We start from the raw sequence: 15,814 nt of genomic DNA on the forward strand, positions 1-15,814 counted from the left end.
TTAATGAGTCAGATGAAACGTTCAGCTAAAATGTTCATTTCACGGACATGATAGCCGGCAATCGTTGGAGAGACAATCGACAGCTTTTGATCGAAACTAAATACTTATAACAAAACGGAAAAACTGCTTCCTGAATTAGGAGGCAGTTTTTCATTTGGTAAAAAGTTGGAGCGATCAACATAGTAGATCAGAGATTTCCCAATAAATTTGCCTTTAACTGAGATACTTTTGGACGAATCACTTCTGAACAATCTGAATTACCGGACAACCCTTATTACAGATGGGGTATTGTCTTCCCCTGATCACAAAGACTCAATCGATCGTCACCCTTCTGGTGGTTCTGTTTCATTTCTTATAAATATACTCCAGACAGGAAATAATAAGGCATAAAAGTCTGGAGATGGTATTCGTGAAAATAAAAATTTTTACTGACTCGAACCTAAGCACCCTGGAAAAGTCAGTGAATGAATTTTTAGATCAAAATGATCTGATTAAAACCATTCAATTCACCACATCATTGAAAGATGCTGATGATATGGTTCCGGGTCTTGACGCGAGGTTATTTTATTCAGTCATGATCCTTTACACGGAAGCAAAAGGTTAAAGAAGAGCACCCGCCGAGGTGCTTTTCTTTTGCTTCAAAACAGATCAATCAGATGCCGCTCACCGCTGCCTAAATGACTGAAAAGTTTGGATATCAAGCATCTATACTTTTCAGTCTGACACCTTACATACTTGAAACTGAGCATGCGTTTGAAATAACGCAAAGGCCAGTGATTTTTTCCTTTCAGATTCTGTCAACCAAATGCGGATCTGAAGATAGATCCGGCAACAATGAAACTGAATATTGATATAATGAGAATATATTTAATGTAAAAGGAAAAGTGAGTTTCACAGATTTGCCTGAGCATGATGAGACACCGGGTGCCACTTATCAAGGGAGTTGGAGAAATGGAAAATGAAGAGGTCCAATTTTGGGGAACGTTAACCAAGAAAGAATTTTATAAGTTGAATTCTTATGTAAACAGAAAACGTTTTTTCATTGCAATTGCAACGTATTTTACGCTTCTATTTTTGCTGTATTTGATTCTTTTTCGCCATCTTTTTATTTCAATAGTGATGGCAGTGGTTTTTACACTAGTACTTTGGCTGGTATTGATGATCATCGTCCCTCTTAGAGTGAGAAAAGAATATTCGAGTAATCAGTTAATAAAACAAGAAGTTCACTATGATGTGAATAGCAATGAAATAATACAAATGCGTGGAAAATCAAAGGTTTATTACAAGTGGGAGGATTTAAATTCTGCTTACGAATATAAAGATATGTTTCGGATTCACATTTCAAAACATCAAGCATTAGTTATTCCAAAGCGATTCTTTGAAAGTGATGAAGATATTCGTAAATTTCAAAGTTTGATCAGACTATCAATGCCGGAAAAGAAAGTGCATTTAAGCAAGCAACAGTGAGAGAAAAGAATGGAGCTCGCAATCCTTGGTATATAGGGGGTTATGAGCTTTTTTATCCTGGAAGTAGCCAACTGTTCATTTTTCAAAGTTCGTGCGTGCGCTTGATCGTCACAGTTGTTCCTTTGTCTATTTCAGAATCAACATGGAGGATCAATGAAAGCCGGTCGGCGACTTCTTTGGCCAAGAAAAAACCCAGACCTGTCGCTTTTTTATCACGTCGGCCGTTGTAGCCGGTAAAACCGTGCTCGAACAGGCGTGGCAGGTCTTCCTTTAAAATGCCGATACCCGTGTCGCTGATTTGGATGGACTGCGCGGTAATGCGGATGGTGACCTTGCCTTTCTGGGTATACTTGACGGCATTGCCGATGATTTGTTCCAGTGCGAAGGAAAGCCATTTTTCGTCTGTAGTCCATGCTTCTTCGCCATCAACGGTGACGCTGAGACCTTTTTTAATAAACAGCGGGGCGAACTTGCGCACGATTGCCTGTAGCAGGGGCTTCAAGGGTACTTTTGTAAAGCGGTAATCCGTCTGTTCGTGGTTCAATCGCAGATAATAGAGCAGCATGTCGAGATAATTCTCCAATTGAAAGGTCTGCTCTTTCAATTCATCAACTGTGAAATCTCCGGTTTGTCCCATCAAGTCAAGGACGGACAGGGGGACTTTCATTTGGTGGCTCCATATGCTGACCACATCGGTTAAGTTCTCATCAAATTTTTTGATCCCAGCGATTTTATTTTCGTAGTATTCTTTCTGCTCCTCGAGCAGTTTTAGCAGATCGTGTTCTGCCTGAGACTGTGGTTTTAAGTCAACCTGTGGAACGACTTGCCGGAGCCGTTCGTGATGGCGACGCTGAAACCGGTAATAATCATAGCTGCTGAAAACGATCAGAACGGTCATGCCAAATAATAAGCTCGCCCAAAACGTCCGCATCGGCAGACCGCGCAGATAAAAGGTCAGACTCATGACGATAATGATCGCGAGGACAGCGTAAATATAATGCTTTCGCTCACGCCAGAACATAGCCGACACCTCGCACTGTTCCAATATAATCAAAACCGATGGCATTCAGTTTCTTACGCATCCGCGCAATATTGACTTGCAGGGCGTTGGCATCGATGTATTCATCCGATTCCCAGAGCTTCGCAAGCAGCACATCTTTGTTTACCGTTTGATTGGGGTGTTCAAAGAGTGTGCGGAGCAGTTTTGCCTCCGTGGGCGTCAGATCGACTTTGTCGGCGCCTTTCTTCAGCTCTGTTCCTTCCAATACAAACCCCAGGTAGGATAATTGCGACTGAGAAAAGTTATAGGTTCTGCGGAGCAGCGCATTGATCTTGGCTTTCAGCAGCTCGATCGAAAACGGCTTTGTGATATAATCGTCCGCCCCCATGTTCATCGCCATCACCTGATTCATCTCATCATCCGCTGAACTCAGGAAGATGATCGGTGTCGTTGACCGTTTCCGAATCTCTGTTGTCCAGTAAAAACCGTTAAAATAGGGCAGAGTAATATCCATCAAAATCAAATCAGGTGCCGCCTCATCAATTTCCTGACGGACGCAGCGAAAATTTTGTACGGAAACAACCGTGTATTCATTCAGCGCAGATGTTAGTTGTTTCACAATCGCTGCGTCGTCTTCCACAATAAATACTTTTGTCATCAAAATTTCTCCCATAGTGATTGGCTATCTTCATTCTACTGATTTTTATGGATAGGGACAAATGCGAAAAGGGCAACTCGAATTCGAGATGCCCTTTTGAAGTTCACCGCTCAACGATCCGATAATACGCGCGGCTCGTCTGCTTGTAGATGATGTAGTAAATCGCAGCAACAACGGCGATCGTTCCCGCGCTGGTTAGCAGAAGCAGGCTGAATCGTGTGGCCCCGAACAAACTGATCAGTTTCTGGATCATGATGAAGGCGAAACCGAAGTGGACAATCGCGACGGCAATCGGCAAGAAGAACATGAGCAATACCTGGGAGCGAATCGTTTGCCGCACTTCCTCACCGCTTAAACCGACTTCCTGGAGGATTTCGAAACTGCGCTTATCCTGTTCCCCTTCAGAAATTTGCTTGTAGTAAATGATTAATGCGGTACCGAGAATAAAGGTAAAGCCTAAGACCAGACCGATGAACAGGAAGCCGCCGGCAAAAGCAAGAAACTGCTGGTGCATTTCATCATAACTTCGCAGGGACGGGGCAGTGCCGCTAATCATTTTTCCTTCGTCAATGCGCTGAATCGGTTTATTTCCATCCACGAGGTAATCGGACAACACTAGATTGAGTTTCTTTGCGTCCTTTGCCGTCACGTCGGCGCTAATGGTTGTCTCAAAACCAAGCGCATATTGTCTGCCCGACGCCTTGGATGCAGCGTCTAAGACCGGTTGAATCTGTGATTTCGAGTTGACGATCAGAATCAGCCAGTTTGACGCCGTCAGGCTGATGGAAGGAAAATTTCGGATTCCATTAATCTTGTCTTTAATGTTAAAAGTATGATGACCAAATTGTACGCTCGATTCATTGAAGCTGCCGACAGCAGGGAACACGATCGCTTCATTATCTTTTAGATGAACGCTTTTGCCTGTTAGCTGCTTATAAGTGTCTGCAGTCATGAAGTTGACGGCTGTTAGACTGGAGAGCTTTTGTTTGTTTTCGAATTTGCCATGGCTCATCGCTCCGATTATGCTGTTCGACATTTCGTAAACAATTTTGTGCTTCAGGGGGATTCCGTTTTTTTCTGCCACTTGATCAATGAACGCGTTACTTTGCTGCTGCGTCGTATTGACATTAATGATCGTGTTGCGAACGAAGTAGTCGTCCAGAAATCCATTGATGCTGGAGTAGAGTCCGACGGTTGTCGCCAAGGTCACGAACGTCATCGTGACTAAAATCGTTATATTTGCCAGTCCAACCGCATTTTGCTTCATGCGGTAAAGCAGGCTTGAGACAATGATAAAGTGCTTGGGCTGATAGTAATAGTCTTTATTCTTTTTCTGCCGTTTGAGCAGCCAAATCGTAAAGCTCAGGTAGAACAAGAGCGTACCCAAGATGACAAACAACACGGCGATAAAGAATTTGGTTAAAGCATCGAGAGGAGAGGTGACCGTTACGGCAAGGTAGTAACCGATCGCGAGTGATACGATGCCAAGCAAGGCCAGAATGCCGCGTGACTTGGGTTCTTTTTCTCCTTTACTCGCATTTTTAAGCAGTTCAAGACTGGACTGACGGCGGATGGAAAAGCTGCTGATGATCATGAGCAGCAGATAGATACACGCAAAAATCACGGTCACGATCATCACCGCAAGCGGGCTCCACTGCAGGTCAAAATAATTTTCGCCAAGCAGATGAATGAAGATGAGATAGAAAAACTTAGCCAGGATAATCCCCAAAACGGTTCCTGCAATCACGGTCGCAAGGAACATCATGAACAGTTCTAGAATGGAGATGCGGACAATGTGCCGCTTTTTCAGACCGAGAATATTGTAGAGCCCAAATTCTTTTGTCCGCCGTTTCAGTAAAAAGCGATAACTGTAAATCATAAAGATGGTGGCAAAGATCGTCAAAACGATTAAGCCTAGACCCAGCAGCACCGCAAAACTTGATCCCCCTTGCAGCTTTTTCAAACTTGGACTGAATAAAATGGTTGTGATGATCAGATTCATGATGAACATCACCACGCTTGAGAGGCAGAAAGGAAGAAAATTGGACATCGATTGGCGGATGTTGCGGCTCGCTAATTTGATGTAAAACATCTTACCGCACCTCAGTTCCCAGCAGGTTGGTCATCGTCATGCTGATCTCTTGCATGAAGGTGGCTGCTTCCCGATTGGCGCGGTAGAGCTGATGGAAGATATGGCCGTCTTTAATAAACAACACGCGTTTGGCGTGGCTGGCCGCAATCGCCGAGTGCGTCACCATCAGGATGGTCTGGCCGGTTTCATTAATTTCTTCAAGCAGGGCAAGCAAGTTTTCACTGTTTTTGAAGTCAAGCGCTGCCGTCGGCTCATCGGCAAGTACAAGTTCCGGCTCGGTAATCAGGGCGCGGGCGATTGCCACGCGTTGTTTTTGACCGCCGGACAATTCAAACGGCTGCTTGTTTAGAAGATCGGCAATGTTTAATTTGGGGGCCAACTGATCTAAACGCTGTTCCATCACGCGCACCTTCTCCCGGCCAAGAACGAGCGGCAAGAAAATATTGTCGCGGACCGACAGCGTATCAAGCAGATTGAAGTCCTGAAAAATAAAACCCAAATGGGTGCGGCGAAATTCGGCCAGTTTGTTTTCTTTAATTTTCGTTACATCCTGGCTGTTCAGGATCACGGATCCTGACGTCGGTTTATCAAGAGTAGCCAAAATATTAAGCAGTGTCGTTTTTCCCGAGCCGCTTTCACCCATTATGGCGATGTACTCCCCTTCCTCGACACTGAAACTCACATCCTGCAGCGCGACCGTTTTTTCTTTACTGAATCGTGTTTGGAAAATTTTTTGTAAATGATTGACTTGTAAGAACATTGTTTTCGCTCCTCGCGTATCGTCGATGAGTTTAGTATACAAGGGATTGAGCGAGTGTTCCCTTACATTTCTGATGTCCAGTCTTACAAATTTGTCAGATTGAAGCAAGCCTGTCTTCTGCGGGTCGCGGGCTCCTGAATCTTTCATAGCGTCATGAAACATTTTCAGACAGTTTACTGCTTTAAAGGAGTATAATGAAACAAATCATGTAGTCCAATTTTTTGGGGGGGATAAAGATGACCAGCCGCGACTGGGAAATGTTGAGTGAAGTAGGATTTGATAAGTACGATCAGATGGTTCTGCCTTTGGCTCTCGTACAACCTTATTATGTTGAAGACGGAAGGGTCTATTTCTCCTGTAGCGACGAGTTGCTGAATAAGGAAAACATCGAGATGATTCAAAGAGATTTTTCCTGTGACATTTTTATTGATGAGGAAAATAGGACAGTGACGCTCGAAGAAAACAAAGAATAATAGAAGCTGATTTCTCAAAACCATAGCCACACTAAAAAGAGCAGGCTGCCCACGGGGAGTCTGCTCTTAGCGTTTGATTGATTTTTTCAAAGTGTACGATTTAGATGTGAGGCAAAGGCTTTTCAGATGGCGTGCCGAATTTTTCCAGCAGGGTTTCCTTTAGTTCATCAAGCGCTGTCGCTCGGGTTGCTGCCTTCTTTAGCTGGTCGGCGCGCTTTTCGATCTCTGAAACAATGGCACTGCCGACAATGAACCCGTCGGCGGACCCCTTCAGCTCAGCAGTCTGTTCGCGTGATGATATGCCGAAACCGACAGCGATTGGCAATGAGGTTGCCTGCCGGACACGTTCCAGAAATGGGAAGATATCCGGATGGAATTTCTTTCGCACACCTGTCACGCCGAGGGATGAGACGCAATAGATAAAACCTTGGGCGGAGGCGCAAATCTTCTCCAGCCGTTCGTCCGAAGTTGTCGGGGCGACAAGAGAGATCAGGCGCACGTTTTCCTGCACGCAGCGCTTGGCAAGCGGACGACTTTCTTCATAAGGAATATCCGGAACGAGCAGGCCGTCGATGCCATTGACGGCCGCTTCATGAAAAAATGTTTCCAATCCAAGTTGGAGCAGCGGGTTCGCGTAGGTGAAGATCACGACGGGAATGTTCAGACCCTTTTGACGCATGGTATTGACGAGCCGCATGGCACGGAGCAGCGTCATGCCGCCGGCCAATGCGCGTTTGGACGCCCTCTGGATCACAGGGCCGTCCGCCAGCGGATCGGAGTAAGGGATACCTAATTCCAGCGCACTGGCGCCGCATTTTTGCATGGTCAGAGCCAGATCGACAGTGGCTTCTTCATTCGGATCACCGGCTACGATAAACGGGATGAACAGCATCCCGTGATTTTTTTGTACATAGTGTTCGAAACCGTTCATTGCTCATCGCTCCCATCACTGTTGTCTTTTTTCAGTACGTGGAGGACCGTCTGAACATCCTTGTCGCCCCGGCCGGACAGGCAGACGAGCACGGATTGATCCGGCTTCATTTTTGTGGCGATTCTCATGGCCAGCGCGAGCCCATGGGCGCTTTCAAGCGCGGGAAGAATCCCTTCCAGTTTTGAAAGACGGACAAGGGCGTCGAGCGCTTCATCATCTGTAATCGCGCGGTAGACTGCTCTTCCTGTCTTGAATAAATAAGCATGCTCAGGTCCGATGCCCGGATAATCCAGTCCGGCGGAAATGGAATAAGGCTCCGTAATCTGGCCGGCAGCATCCTGGAGCAAGTACGTTTTCATGCCATGGACAATGCCGACCGATCCCTTGGTCAGCGTCGCCGCGTGCTGGCCGGTGTCAGTGCCTTTTCCTCCTGCCTCCGCACCGTACAGCTGCACTGGATCGTCCAGAAAGGCGGTGAAGAGGCCAATGGAGTTGCTGCCTCCGCCGACACAGGCGACCGCCGCATCCGGCAGTTTCCCGGTCTGCTGAAGCATTTGTTCGCGCGCTTCATCACCGATGATCCGCTGAAAATCGCGGACGATCATCGGATAGGGATGAGGACCGACCGCCGATCCATCAATATAAGCGGTATCTTCAATGTGAGCGGCCCAATAGCGGAGCACTTCATTGACGGCATCTTTCAGAGTTCCGTTACCGGAGTGAACGGGCACCACTTCAGCACCCAGAAGCTTCATTCGGAAAACGTTCAGTGCCTGGCGCTCGACGTCAACGGCGCCCATGAATATCTTGCAGGGCATCCCAAAATAGGCGGCGATGGTGGCTGTTGCGACGCCATGCTGTCCCGCGCCGGTTTCAGCGATCAGTTTTTTCTTGCCCATTCGTTTCGCGAGCAGGGCCTGACCGACGGCATTATTGATTTTGTGGGCACCTGTGTGGTTCAGATCTTCTCTTTTGAGATAAATCTGAGCACCACCGACGGCCTCGCTCAGCCGCCGGCAATAGGTGACGGGTGTCGGACGACCCGAGTAGTCATGAAGAATTTTGTGGTAATCATTTAGAAAAGCGGTGTCGGTCATGGCTTCTTTGAATCCCTGCTCCAGTTCGAGCAGGGCATGCATCATGGTCTCCGGAACATACCGACCGCCGAAGTCGCCGTATCGCCCGGTTTCATCTGTTCGAAACTTATCTTCCAGTTGCGGCTGTCTGATCATTTTCGTTCCACACTCTTTTCTCAATTCTGAAAATTTTAGTACGGTCCTTCTGAAAGTCCTGCTCAATGCCTGAAGCAATATCGATGCCCATTGGATCGTAATGAAGCAGATCGGCAATGTTCTCCGGAGTGATCCCCCCGGCAATCAGGCAACTGGCATTCTGATGTCTCGCTTCCGCCTGATAATCGGGGATAGCTGCCCAGTCAAAAGCAACGCCTGTGCCGCCAAGCTGTCCTTTCACCTGGGTATCAATGATAAATCCGTCGGCAATGCCTGAAAAAGTACGCATTTTTTCAAGTGCACCCGGTGCATGATGGATGGCTTTCCAGACTTGCAGGCCCGTTGCCTTTTTTATTTCAGCGAGTGTCCGGGGCGTCTCGCTTCCGTGAAACTGCAAAATATCCAGCGGTACCGAACGCAGAACTGAAAAAATATGCTCCGGCGGATCATCCGCGAACACGCCGACGAGCTTCTTACTACCTAACGGAGCAAGCTGTTTGATCCATAAGGCTGCCTGTTCCGGCTGAACTGTGCGCCGGCTCTTTGGCGTGAAAATTAAGCCAATGAAATCCGCACGACTGCTGAAAGTACGCTCGAGGTCGGTATATGAATGATTCCCGCAGTATTTAATTAGGGGTCGCATCACGTATCACGACCTTCCCATACAGAGCCTCGATTTTCTTTTCCGGAGCGTCGGAGCGGATCAAAGTTTCACCGATCAGTGCGGCATCCGCGCCGCTTTTCTGTAAGAACTGGATATCCGTTGGGGTCTGAACACCCGATTCGCTGACGATCAGAACACTTTGCGGGATGAGCGGACGGATTCTTTCAATGACATGCAGATCCGTGCGGAATGTTTTCAGATCGCGGTTATTGATCCCGACAATCTCCGGTGTAAAACGATCAAGGACAGCTTCCGCTTCCTGTCTGCTGTGCACTTCGACCAGGGCTTCCAGACCGAATCCCTTTACTGTTAAGTAGAGGTGGTGAAGCCGCTTTGTATCCATGGCTCCTGCGATGAGCAAGACGGCATCCGCACCGCACAGGTAAGCTTCTTCAATCTGCCGTTCATCGATGATGAAATCTTTGCGCAGAATGGGCAGCCTGACTTCCCGACGGACAGACCGCAGACGTTCGATGGATCCGTGAAAATAGACACGATCCGTCAGGACGCTGATCGCATCGGCTCCGGACGCGGCATAGGTGCGGGCCAGATGCTCCGCATTGAAGTCCGGACGGAACACCCCTTTGGAGGGTGAGGCCTCCTTGATTTCCGCAATCAGTCCGAATCGGTGCTTGGGGCGGGATAGGGCTTTTTTTAAGGAATAGATCTCTGGCTGCTCTCGATCGAATGTGGGCCTCCGAAATTCTTCCAATTCATTAGCTTTTGTCCGGAGAATCTGGTCAAGGATGGTCTCAGACATGGGCAGGCCTCTTTGTCACCTGTTGCAGAAGCTGAAGCTGGCGCAGTGCACGTCCGCTTTCAATGGCTTCACGGGCTTCATGCACGCCCTCGCCGATCGAAGACGTATGCCCCGCAACGAACAAACCGGCACCTGCATTCAGAAGAATTGCATTTAGTGCCGACGGATTTCCCTTATCTCCGGAAAATACGGAATGAATCAACGCCGCGCTCTCCTGTGGATTTTTTACCTGAATCGCCTTCAAAATTCCGATGCCTAATCCGACATCTTCAGGTCTGATGCTGAATGTTGAAGTCCGGCCATTTTCGATAAGAATCGCGTCGCTTCGTCCGCAGATGGTGAATTCGTCCATGCCATCCTCACCGGTCACGACCAATGTCCGATCCGTTCCGAGGCGGAGCAGTGTTTCCGCGTACATCTCAGCCAGTTTGCGGCTGTAGACACCAAGCATCTGCCTCCTGGCATGGGCGGGATTGGTCAGTGGGCCAAGCATGTTGAAAATGGTACGGAATCCAAGGGCCTTACGGGGTTCAACGGCGTATTTCATGGATGCATGATACAGTGGGGCGAATAAGAAACACATATGAGTTCGGTCAAGAAGCTGGCAGGCGGACTCAGGAGTCGACTGAATCCCAATATCAAGTGCCTCTAGAGCGTCCGCCGCTCCGCTGGTCGACGATACGGAACGATTGCCGTGTTTGGCCACGTTGACGCCAAGTGAAGAGATAACGATTGCTGATGCCGTGGAAATATTAAATGTGTGGTTGCCGTCACCGCCCGTGCCGACAATATCAAGGAGCGGCTCTGAATACTCAAGCGACTTGGCATGCGCGCTCATACTTCGCGCGCAGCCGGCGAGTTCCTCGACCGTTTCCCCTCTTGCACTTAGTAGCGCAAGGAAAGCGGCGATCTGGCTTGGGGAAGCATTTCCTTCCATAATTTCGTCCATAATGGCTGAGGCTTCAGTTTCCGATAAGGTCTGTCCTTGCACAAGCTGGGCTAGTTTTTCCTGAAACATGATCGACACTCCTCTTTTTTTGAGGAGTGAGTGATTTGGTGAGATGAAGAAGGATGGTGGTGTTATGCGGGAGACGCAACACGTTGTGTGCGCAAAAAAGTAAAAGTATCCTCGGCTCTTCTCAACTCTACTCACTCACTGCTCTATTCTCATCTTGTACAGCTGACTGCTCCCTGTGGAACAATCCAGCCGGTCAATAAAGCCCTCCGGCTCCATTGATGGTAGCTACATCATAGACAACGGCGGTGGCTTTGTCAATTCATTGTGTCAGGCAATTCTCTTTTTTGTGTACACTGAAAAATCTCTAAAAAGATTTAATTATTTCAGCCATAATGCTTACTTTTTATTTCAGAGAGAAATGTGCACGAACTTGGATACCTGAAAAAAGGTTGACAAATAGTTGAAATTCGCATAAATTAAACGCGTTTAATAATTGTTTAATTTATGTGGAAAGGCAGGGGAACGTAATGAAAAAAGAAAGTCCCAGAATGGTTCAAATTTTAAGCGGATTTGGTTGTTTTGTCGGTTTAGTTATTGATGGCATTATTTTTCTTCTTTTTCAACTGCAGGATAAAAATTGGATCCATGAAACTCCTACAGATGTCCGTTGGGTGACGGTCGGAACGATCCTGCTATTTTTTATCACAGCGGGTACAGGTGCCGGTTGGATTATGATGAACAAAAGAGGATATAAAACAGCATTAATGCACGCCTCACAGTCATTCGGAATTACCGCAGGATCATGCATTGGCCTCTTTACCCTAAATATGGGTTACGGTTATATTATATTTATCGTCGTTTTAGGTGCGTGTTCCGTAATGGGAGGAACCGTTGGACGATTATTAACAAGAACGGAATAGAATCAATGTGCGGAGGATATATGTCAAAGACAGATGCGAAGCAAAAACTTATCCAGGGCACGATCGATCTGTTGCTGGAAAGTGGACACTCAGAGGAAATTACTTCGAGACAAATAGCTGAGAAGACAAAAATCAATTTGGCGATGATAAATTACTATTTTAGCTCAAAAGATGAATTAATCAGTATTGCTGTGAATCAGTTAATAAAAAGTGCTGCTGATGACTGGATAAGCATTGAAAATAAAAATCACTCTTCTTACGATCGACTTTTACAAATGCTCTTACACTTAAGTCAGCTAACCATGCAGTACTATTCATTAACGAAATCAACGGCAATTTATGAGCTCACAAAAGCGGACATATATCTACCCTATTACATTATCCCACTCTTGGAAGAGCACTTCAGTGGGGAAAAAAACGAGTTCGAAATAAAGCTGATGGCTTTTGAGATTATTTCATTTTTACAGACACTGATGATTAAAGCGGAAGACTTTTTTAAATACTCAGGCAAGGATATTCGTGATGACCACCAGCGGGAGTTTGTGATTGAAACTTATTTAAAGTCAATTCTTAAAAATGTGTGAAAGTGTATTAATGAAATCGGTCTTTGCCAGTTTTGCCGTGTAATCGAAAAATCAGTTCGCACGGTCCAGTATTCTTCCGAAACCGATCAATGACATGCCCGGGACAATACGGATTCTGTGGAGCGCAAACATCCCCTGTGTTCTCGAAGCGGCGCCGGGTTCAGTCGTCACGGCCATTTTATAGCCCGCCTGTTCAGAAAGTTTCAGCGTTTCGGGGTTATAGCGGCCTGAAGGATAGCTGATCATTAGCGTTTTCTGGTGGAGTATCCGGTCAAATAACTGTTTTGATTGAACGAGTTCCGCCTGTTGATTCGCATTGGAAAGCAGGCTCAGCTCCAGATGGTGGATGGTGTGGCTCTGAATGGAGATGCCGTTTTCAGCCATTTGAAGCATTTCCGGCTTAGTCAGGTGATTGTGCCGGCCAATCGATTTTCCGATCATGAATATCGTTGCGTGCATGTGATATTTTTTCAGAATCGGGAAAGCGGTGGTGTAGTTGTCCTGATACCCATCGTCCAACGTGATCAGAACACACTTCTTTTTCGGTTTCATATCCTTGGTCAGTATTAAGTCGGCCTCTTCCGGGGTCAGGGTTTCATAGCCGTGATCCTTGATCCACTTCATTTCTGAGCTGAATTCTGCCGCAGAAACATGCAGGCTGTTGCCTCCGGTAGAGATGCTGTGATACATCAGAATCGGAATTTGTGCGGGATGCGCTACATGGATCCAACCTGTAGTATTGACTGTTTCAGATTGATGAGTATTGGGCACAGCTGTCTTATTTTTATCAGCTGGAGCAGCTGCTTTAACCGTTGAATGACTGTTCTGCGTCTTTTCCATCTTGGTGTTTCCAGTGGGAAATGAACACCCGGAAAGAATTAGAGAGAGGCAGAGGATGAGCGTTAAAAATAGAAAGATTTTTTTCATAGACGTCAATCCCTTTCTGTTCTGAAGGAACCTGAAGCTTTAATGATTCTTATCCAGTTTCTCACTAATCTCGGTCAACTTCTTCAGAATTTCTTCATTCTGTTTTTTACTTTCTCTTGGGTGTACGGTAAAAAAGATGATTCCCCTGATGACGAAGTAAACAAGCGCGAGAAGTAAAGCAAACGTAACAAGTTGAAAGATGATTGTTCCTAAGCTGAACGTTGCCATGATCGACCGCCTCCATTTTGTTAGATTCATTATAAGTGGATTTGAACCAAAAAAACATAGCCAGTCAGGATTGTTGATTGACAACAAAGTTTTTGCACGTAAAAATTGACAAAATATTTTATTTATGCTACAATTGATTATTTATAATAATAGATATAAAATAAGGCTCTCCTGGCCAGGGGAATCTTATTTTTATAGAAGGAGGACACTTGCATGAAGCAAGATGAGTCCAGTTTAACTTCATTAATATCTGCTTTTGGTCGTGCTTACCATAGTCAATTTGATACGCCAAAAATCTTCGATGACTTTATCGCTAAAGATTTAATCTCACAAAATGAATTTAATGACATTAAAAAGAACATGGTTCAGGGGATCGAGTTCTTCAATAAAGAAATCGCTCAAAAGTTCAACGGAAATTCAGAAGAAATACTAAAATGGGTGACACAAGTTCAACTTTCACCGACTCCTTTAGCACGGGCAGCATATTGTGAGAAAGTATTGCTTAACGAAGTAAAATTAGGGTTAAAACAATATGTCATACTCGGAGCTGGACTGGATACTTTTTGTTTCCGTCACCCAGAATTGAAAAATAACATAGAAATATTTGAAGTTGATCATCCATCATCACAAGAGTTTAAGAAGAAGCGATTGGCAGACGCTCATTTGGAGATTCCGGACAATCTTCATTTTGTTTCTATGGACTTCACAAATACAGTTACTTATCAAAATTTGATAACGGAAGGATTTGAGGACAAAAAAACATTCTTTAGCCTTTTAGGTGTTTCTTATTATTTAACTAAAGAAGAAAATGCAAAATTAATTCAAAACCTGTTTGCTAAGATTCCAAAGGGAAGTTCCATAGTTTTTGATTACGCAGATGAAACATTATTTGACACAAAAGGAAGATCGAACAGAGTAGCAAACATGATAAAAGCAGCAAATGGCTGTGGTGAACCAATGAAGTCATGTTTTTCTTATGATGAGGTTGAAAACCTACTAGACAAATCAGGGTTACTCATTTATGAACATCTATCACCAAATGAAATTAATGAGGCTTACTTTGCTAACCGAAACGATTATCTGTCGGCTTTTGAAACGATTCATTATACTCACGCAGTAAAAAATTAACCTATTAAACTGACAGCTCAGTCCTGATAACAGGTCGGGCTGTCGGCTTTTTATGAAATAAATGTTTCTTACTGTTGCGCAGTATCAAATCACTCTTTTTCTTCTTTCTCAATTTTTTTTGGAGCGAGTTCAACCGGATTAGGAGCGAGTTGTGACGAGTTAGGAGCGACAAATGAAGAGTTAAGATCGACTTTTCACGAATTAGGAGCGACTTCCAAGCATATAGGAGCAACTCGAAGATCTGGCGCACACACTTTACTGATCAAAATAATAGCCGGAGAGAAGGGCACGCATCAGCGCTTATCACTCCGGCTATTTCTCAATCCATGATTGGCTGTTCAGATTTCCGAGAGTTTCTTCAGATGTTTCTCTGAGATCTCCTGTACTTTTTTCACGCGGCGGACATATTTATCAACATCCGTGATCGGATCGGTGTGCATCCAGACGTCGACGATTTCAAGGGCGATACCTGAACCGATGATTTTTCCGCCGATACAGAGCACATTGCTGTCGGTGTGCTGCCGGGCAAGCTTGGCGCAGAACGGATCCTGGCAGACAGCGGCGTTCAAGCCATAGATGCGGTTCGCAATCAGCGCGCTGCCGTAGCCGACACCGTCAACGAAAATACCGCGGTCTGCTTCACCTTTGGCGACGGCGAGCGATGCCGGGTAGACATAATCCGACAAGTCACAGGATTCCTTGCTGTCCGTGCCAAAATCGATCACTTCATGCCCTTCCTTTTCAAGCCATGCCTTGATTTCACCTTTGAGTTCAAATCCGGCGTGGTCACTTGCCATTGCGATTTTCAATGAACATTCCTCCATTATAATAATTTGATAATCTGCGGATATGTAAAGCATTACAACATCATTAACTTATAGCTTTGAAACACTTCAGTCAAGATCAGGCTGTGTGAAGGTTCTTGTAAGGTTTTTCTTGACAAGTTAAAACGTAATGGTTACTATTTTTAATTGTAGAAGTTAAATAGGAATTATTACGATTTAAAACGGGATACTGAATTGGAGGCTTTTT

The 15,814-nt window shown here is 45.6% G+C and carries 18 protein-coding genes; 6 read left to right on the plus strand and 12 right to left on the minus strand.

Annotation, left to right across the window (positions count from 1 at the left end; all coding sequences use genetic code 11):
- The first annotated feature begins 400 nt into the window (after positions 1-400).
- Positions 401-604 carry a hypothetical protein gene (locus E4665_RS04835; protein WP_241654685.1) on the plus strand — a complete coding sequence of 68 codons (204 nt, stop codon included), beginning with the start codon at positions 401-403 and terminating at the stop codon, positions 602-604.
- Positions 605-951: 347 nt separating this feature from the next.
- Positions 952-1,467 carry a YcxB family protein gene (locus E4665_RS04840; protein ID WP_167815117.1) on the plus strand — a complete coding sequence of 172 codons (516 nt, stop codon included), beginning with the start codon at positions 952-954 and terminating at the stop codon, positions 1,465-1,467.
- Positions 1,468-1,549: 82 nt separating this feature from the next.
- Here the strand turns inward: E4665_RS04840 and E4665_RS04845 are convergent, their stop codons facing one another.
- From E4665_RS04845 to E4665_RS04860, 4 genes are all read right to left on the minus strand, one after another.
- Entirely contained in the window at positions 1,550-2,488 is a 939-nt protein-coding gene (locus tag E4665_RS04845) for a sensor histidine kinase (RefSeq protein WP_135347672.1), read from the minus strand.
- Positions 2,475-3,125 carry a response regulator transcription factor gene (locus tag E4665_RS04850; RefSeq protein WP_135347673.1) on the minus strand — a complete coding sequence of 217 codons (651 nt, stop codon included), beginning with the start codon at positions 3,123-3,125 and terminating at the stop codon, positions 2,475-2,477. The genes E4665_RS04845 and E4665_RS04850 overlap by 14 nt, the downstream gene beginning before the upstream one ends.
- A gap of 103 nt (positions 3,126-3,228) precedes the next feature.
- Entirely contained in the window at positions 3,229-5,127 is a 1,899-nt protein-coding gene (locus E4665_RS04855; RefSeq protein WP_241654686.1) for an FtsX-like permease family protein, read from the minus strand.
- A 91-nt stretch (positions 5,128-5,218) separates the two neighbouring features.
- Positions 5,219-5,977 carry an ABC transporter ATP-binding protein gene (locus E4665_RS04860; protein ID WP_135347675.1) on the minus strand — a complete coding sequence of 253 codons (759 nt, stop codon included), beginning with the start codon at positions 5,975-5,977 and terminating at the stop codon, positions 5,219-5,221.
- 236 nt (positions 5,978-6,213) lie between these two features.
- Between E4665_RS04860 and E4665_RS04865 the strand changes: the two genes are divergently transcribed.
- On the plus strand, positions 6,214-6,450 hold the full coding sequence (locus E4665_RS04865; RefSeq protein WP_135347676.1) for a hypothetical protein: 237 nt from the start codon (positions 6,214-6,216) through the stop codon (positions 6,448-6,450).
- Between the two features lie 100 nt (positions 6,451-6,550).
- Here E4665_RS04865 and trpA read toward each other — a convergent pair whose 3' ends face one another.
- Genes trpA through trpD form a run of 5 tightly spaced genes read right to left on the minus strand, consistent with a single transcriptional unit; the run spans position 6,551 to position 11,055 of the window.
- Positions 6,551-7,381, minus strand: coding sequence for a tryptophan synthase subunit alpha (gene trpA / locus E4665_RS04870; RefSeq protein WP_135347677.1), 831 nt, complete (start codon positions 7,379-7,381; stop codon positions 6,551-6,553).
- Positions 7,378-8,613 carry a tryptophan synthase subunit beta gene (trpB, locus tag E4665_RS04875; RefSeq protein ID WP_135347678.1) on the minus strand — a complete coding sequence of 412 codons (1,236 nt, stop codon included), beginning with the start codon at positions 8,611-8,613 and terminating at the stop codon, positions 7,378-7,380. The genes trpA and trpB overlap by 4 nt, the downstream gene beginning before the upstream one ends.
- Positions 8,585-9,256, minus strand: coding sequence for a phosphoribosylanthranilate isomerase (locus E4665_RS04880; RefSeq protein ID WP_174845453.1), 672 nt, complete (start codon positions 9,254-9,256; stop codon positions 8,585-8,587). The genes trpB and E4665_RS04880 overlap by 29 nt, the downstream gene beginning before the upstream one ends.
- A complete protein-coding gene (gene trpC / locus E4665_RS04885) occupies positions 9,240-10,037 on the minus strand; it encodes an indole-3-glycerol phosphate synthase TrpC (RefSeq protein WP_135347680.1) in 798 nt (265 codons plus the stop codon). The genes E4665_RS04880 and trpC overlap by 17 nt, the downstream gene beginning before the upstream one ends.
- Positions 10,030-11,055 carry an anthranilate phosphoribosyltransferase gene (gene trpD, locus E4665_RS04890; protein ID WP_135347681.1) on the minus strand — a complete coding sequence of 342 codons (1,026 nt, stop codon included), beginning with the start codon at positions 11,053-11,055 and terminating at the stop codon, positions 10,030-10,032. The genes trpC and trpD overlap by 8 nt, the downstream gene beginning before the upstream one ends.
- A gap of 467 nt (positions 11,056-11,522) precedes the next feature.
- Here trpD and E4665_RS04895 point away from each other — a divergent pair, with 467 nt between their 5' ends.
- Both E4665_RS04895 and E4665_RS04900 read left to right on the plus strand, forming a co-directional pair.
- Positions 11,523-11,915, plus strand: coding sequence for a hypothetical protein (locus E4665_RS04895; protein WP_135347682.1), 393 nt, complete (start codon positions 11,523-11,525; stop codon positions 11,913-11,915).
- Between the two features lie 20 nt (positions 11,916-11,935).
- The gene (locus E4665_RS04900) at positions 11,936-12,499 is read left to right on the plus strand and encodes a hypothetical protein (RefSeq protein WP_135347683.1); all 564 of its coding nucleotides are present in this window, start codon (positions 11,936-11,938) and stop codon (positions 12,497-12,499) included.
- Between the two features lie 51 nt (positions 12,500-12,550).
- Here the strand turns inward: E4665_RS04900 and E4665_RS04905 are convergent, their stop codons facing one another.
- Positions 12,551-13,426, minus strand: a complete 876-nt coding sequence (locus E4665_RS04905) for a polysaccharide deacetylase family protein (protein WP_135347684.1) — start codon at positions 13,424-13,426, stop codon at positions 12,551-12,553.
- A 39-nt stretch (positions 13,427-13,465) separates the two neighbouring features.
- Positions 13,466-13,654, minus strand: a complete 189-nt coding sequence (locus E4665_RS04910) for a hypothetical protein (protein WP_135347685.1) — start codon at positions 13,652-13,654, stop codon at positions 13,466-13,468.
- A gap of 213 nt (positions 13,655-13,867) precedes the next feature.
- Here E4665_RS04910 and E4665_RS04915 point away from each other — a divergent pair, with 213 nt between their 5' ends.
- Entirely contained in the window at positions 13,868-14,782 is a 915-nt protein-coding gene (locus E4665_RS04915) for a class I SAM-dependent methyltransferase (RefSeq protein ID WP_135347686.1), read from the plus strand.
- Between the two features lie 338 nt (positions 14,783-15,120).
- Here the strand turns inward: E4665_RS04915 and rpiB are convergent, their stop codons facing one another.
- Positions 15,121-15,591 (minus strand): ribose 5-phosphate isomerase B, encoded by a 471-nt coding sequence (gene rpiB, locus E4665_RS04920; RefSeq protein ID WP_135347687.1) that lies wholly within the window; start codon positions 15,589-15,591, stop codon positions 15,121-15,123.
- Between the last annotated feature and the right edge of the window lie 223 nt (positions 15,592-15,814).

The sequence above is a fragment of the Sporolactobacillus shoreae genome (assembly GCF_004684935.1).
Lineage (GTDB): Bacteria > Bacillota > Bacilli > Bacillales > Sporolactobacillaceae > Sporolactobacillus > Sporolactobacillus shoreae.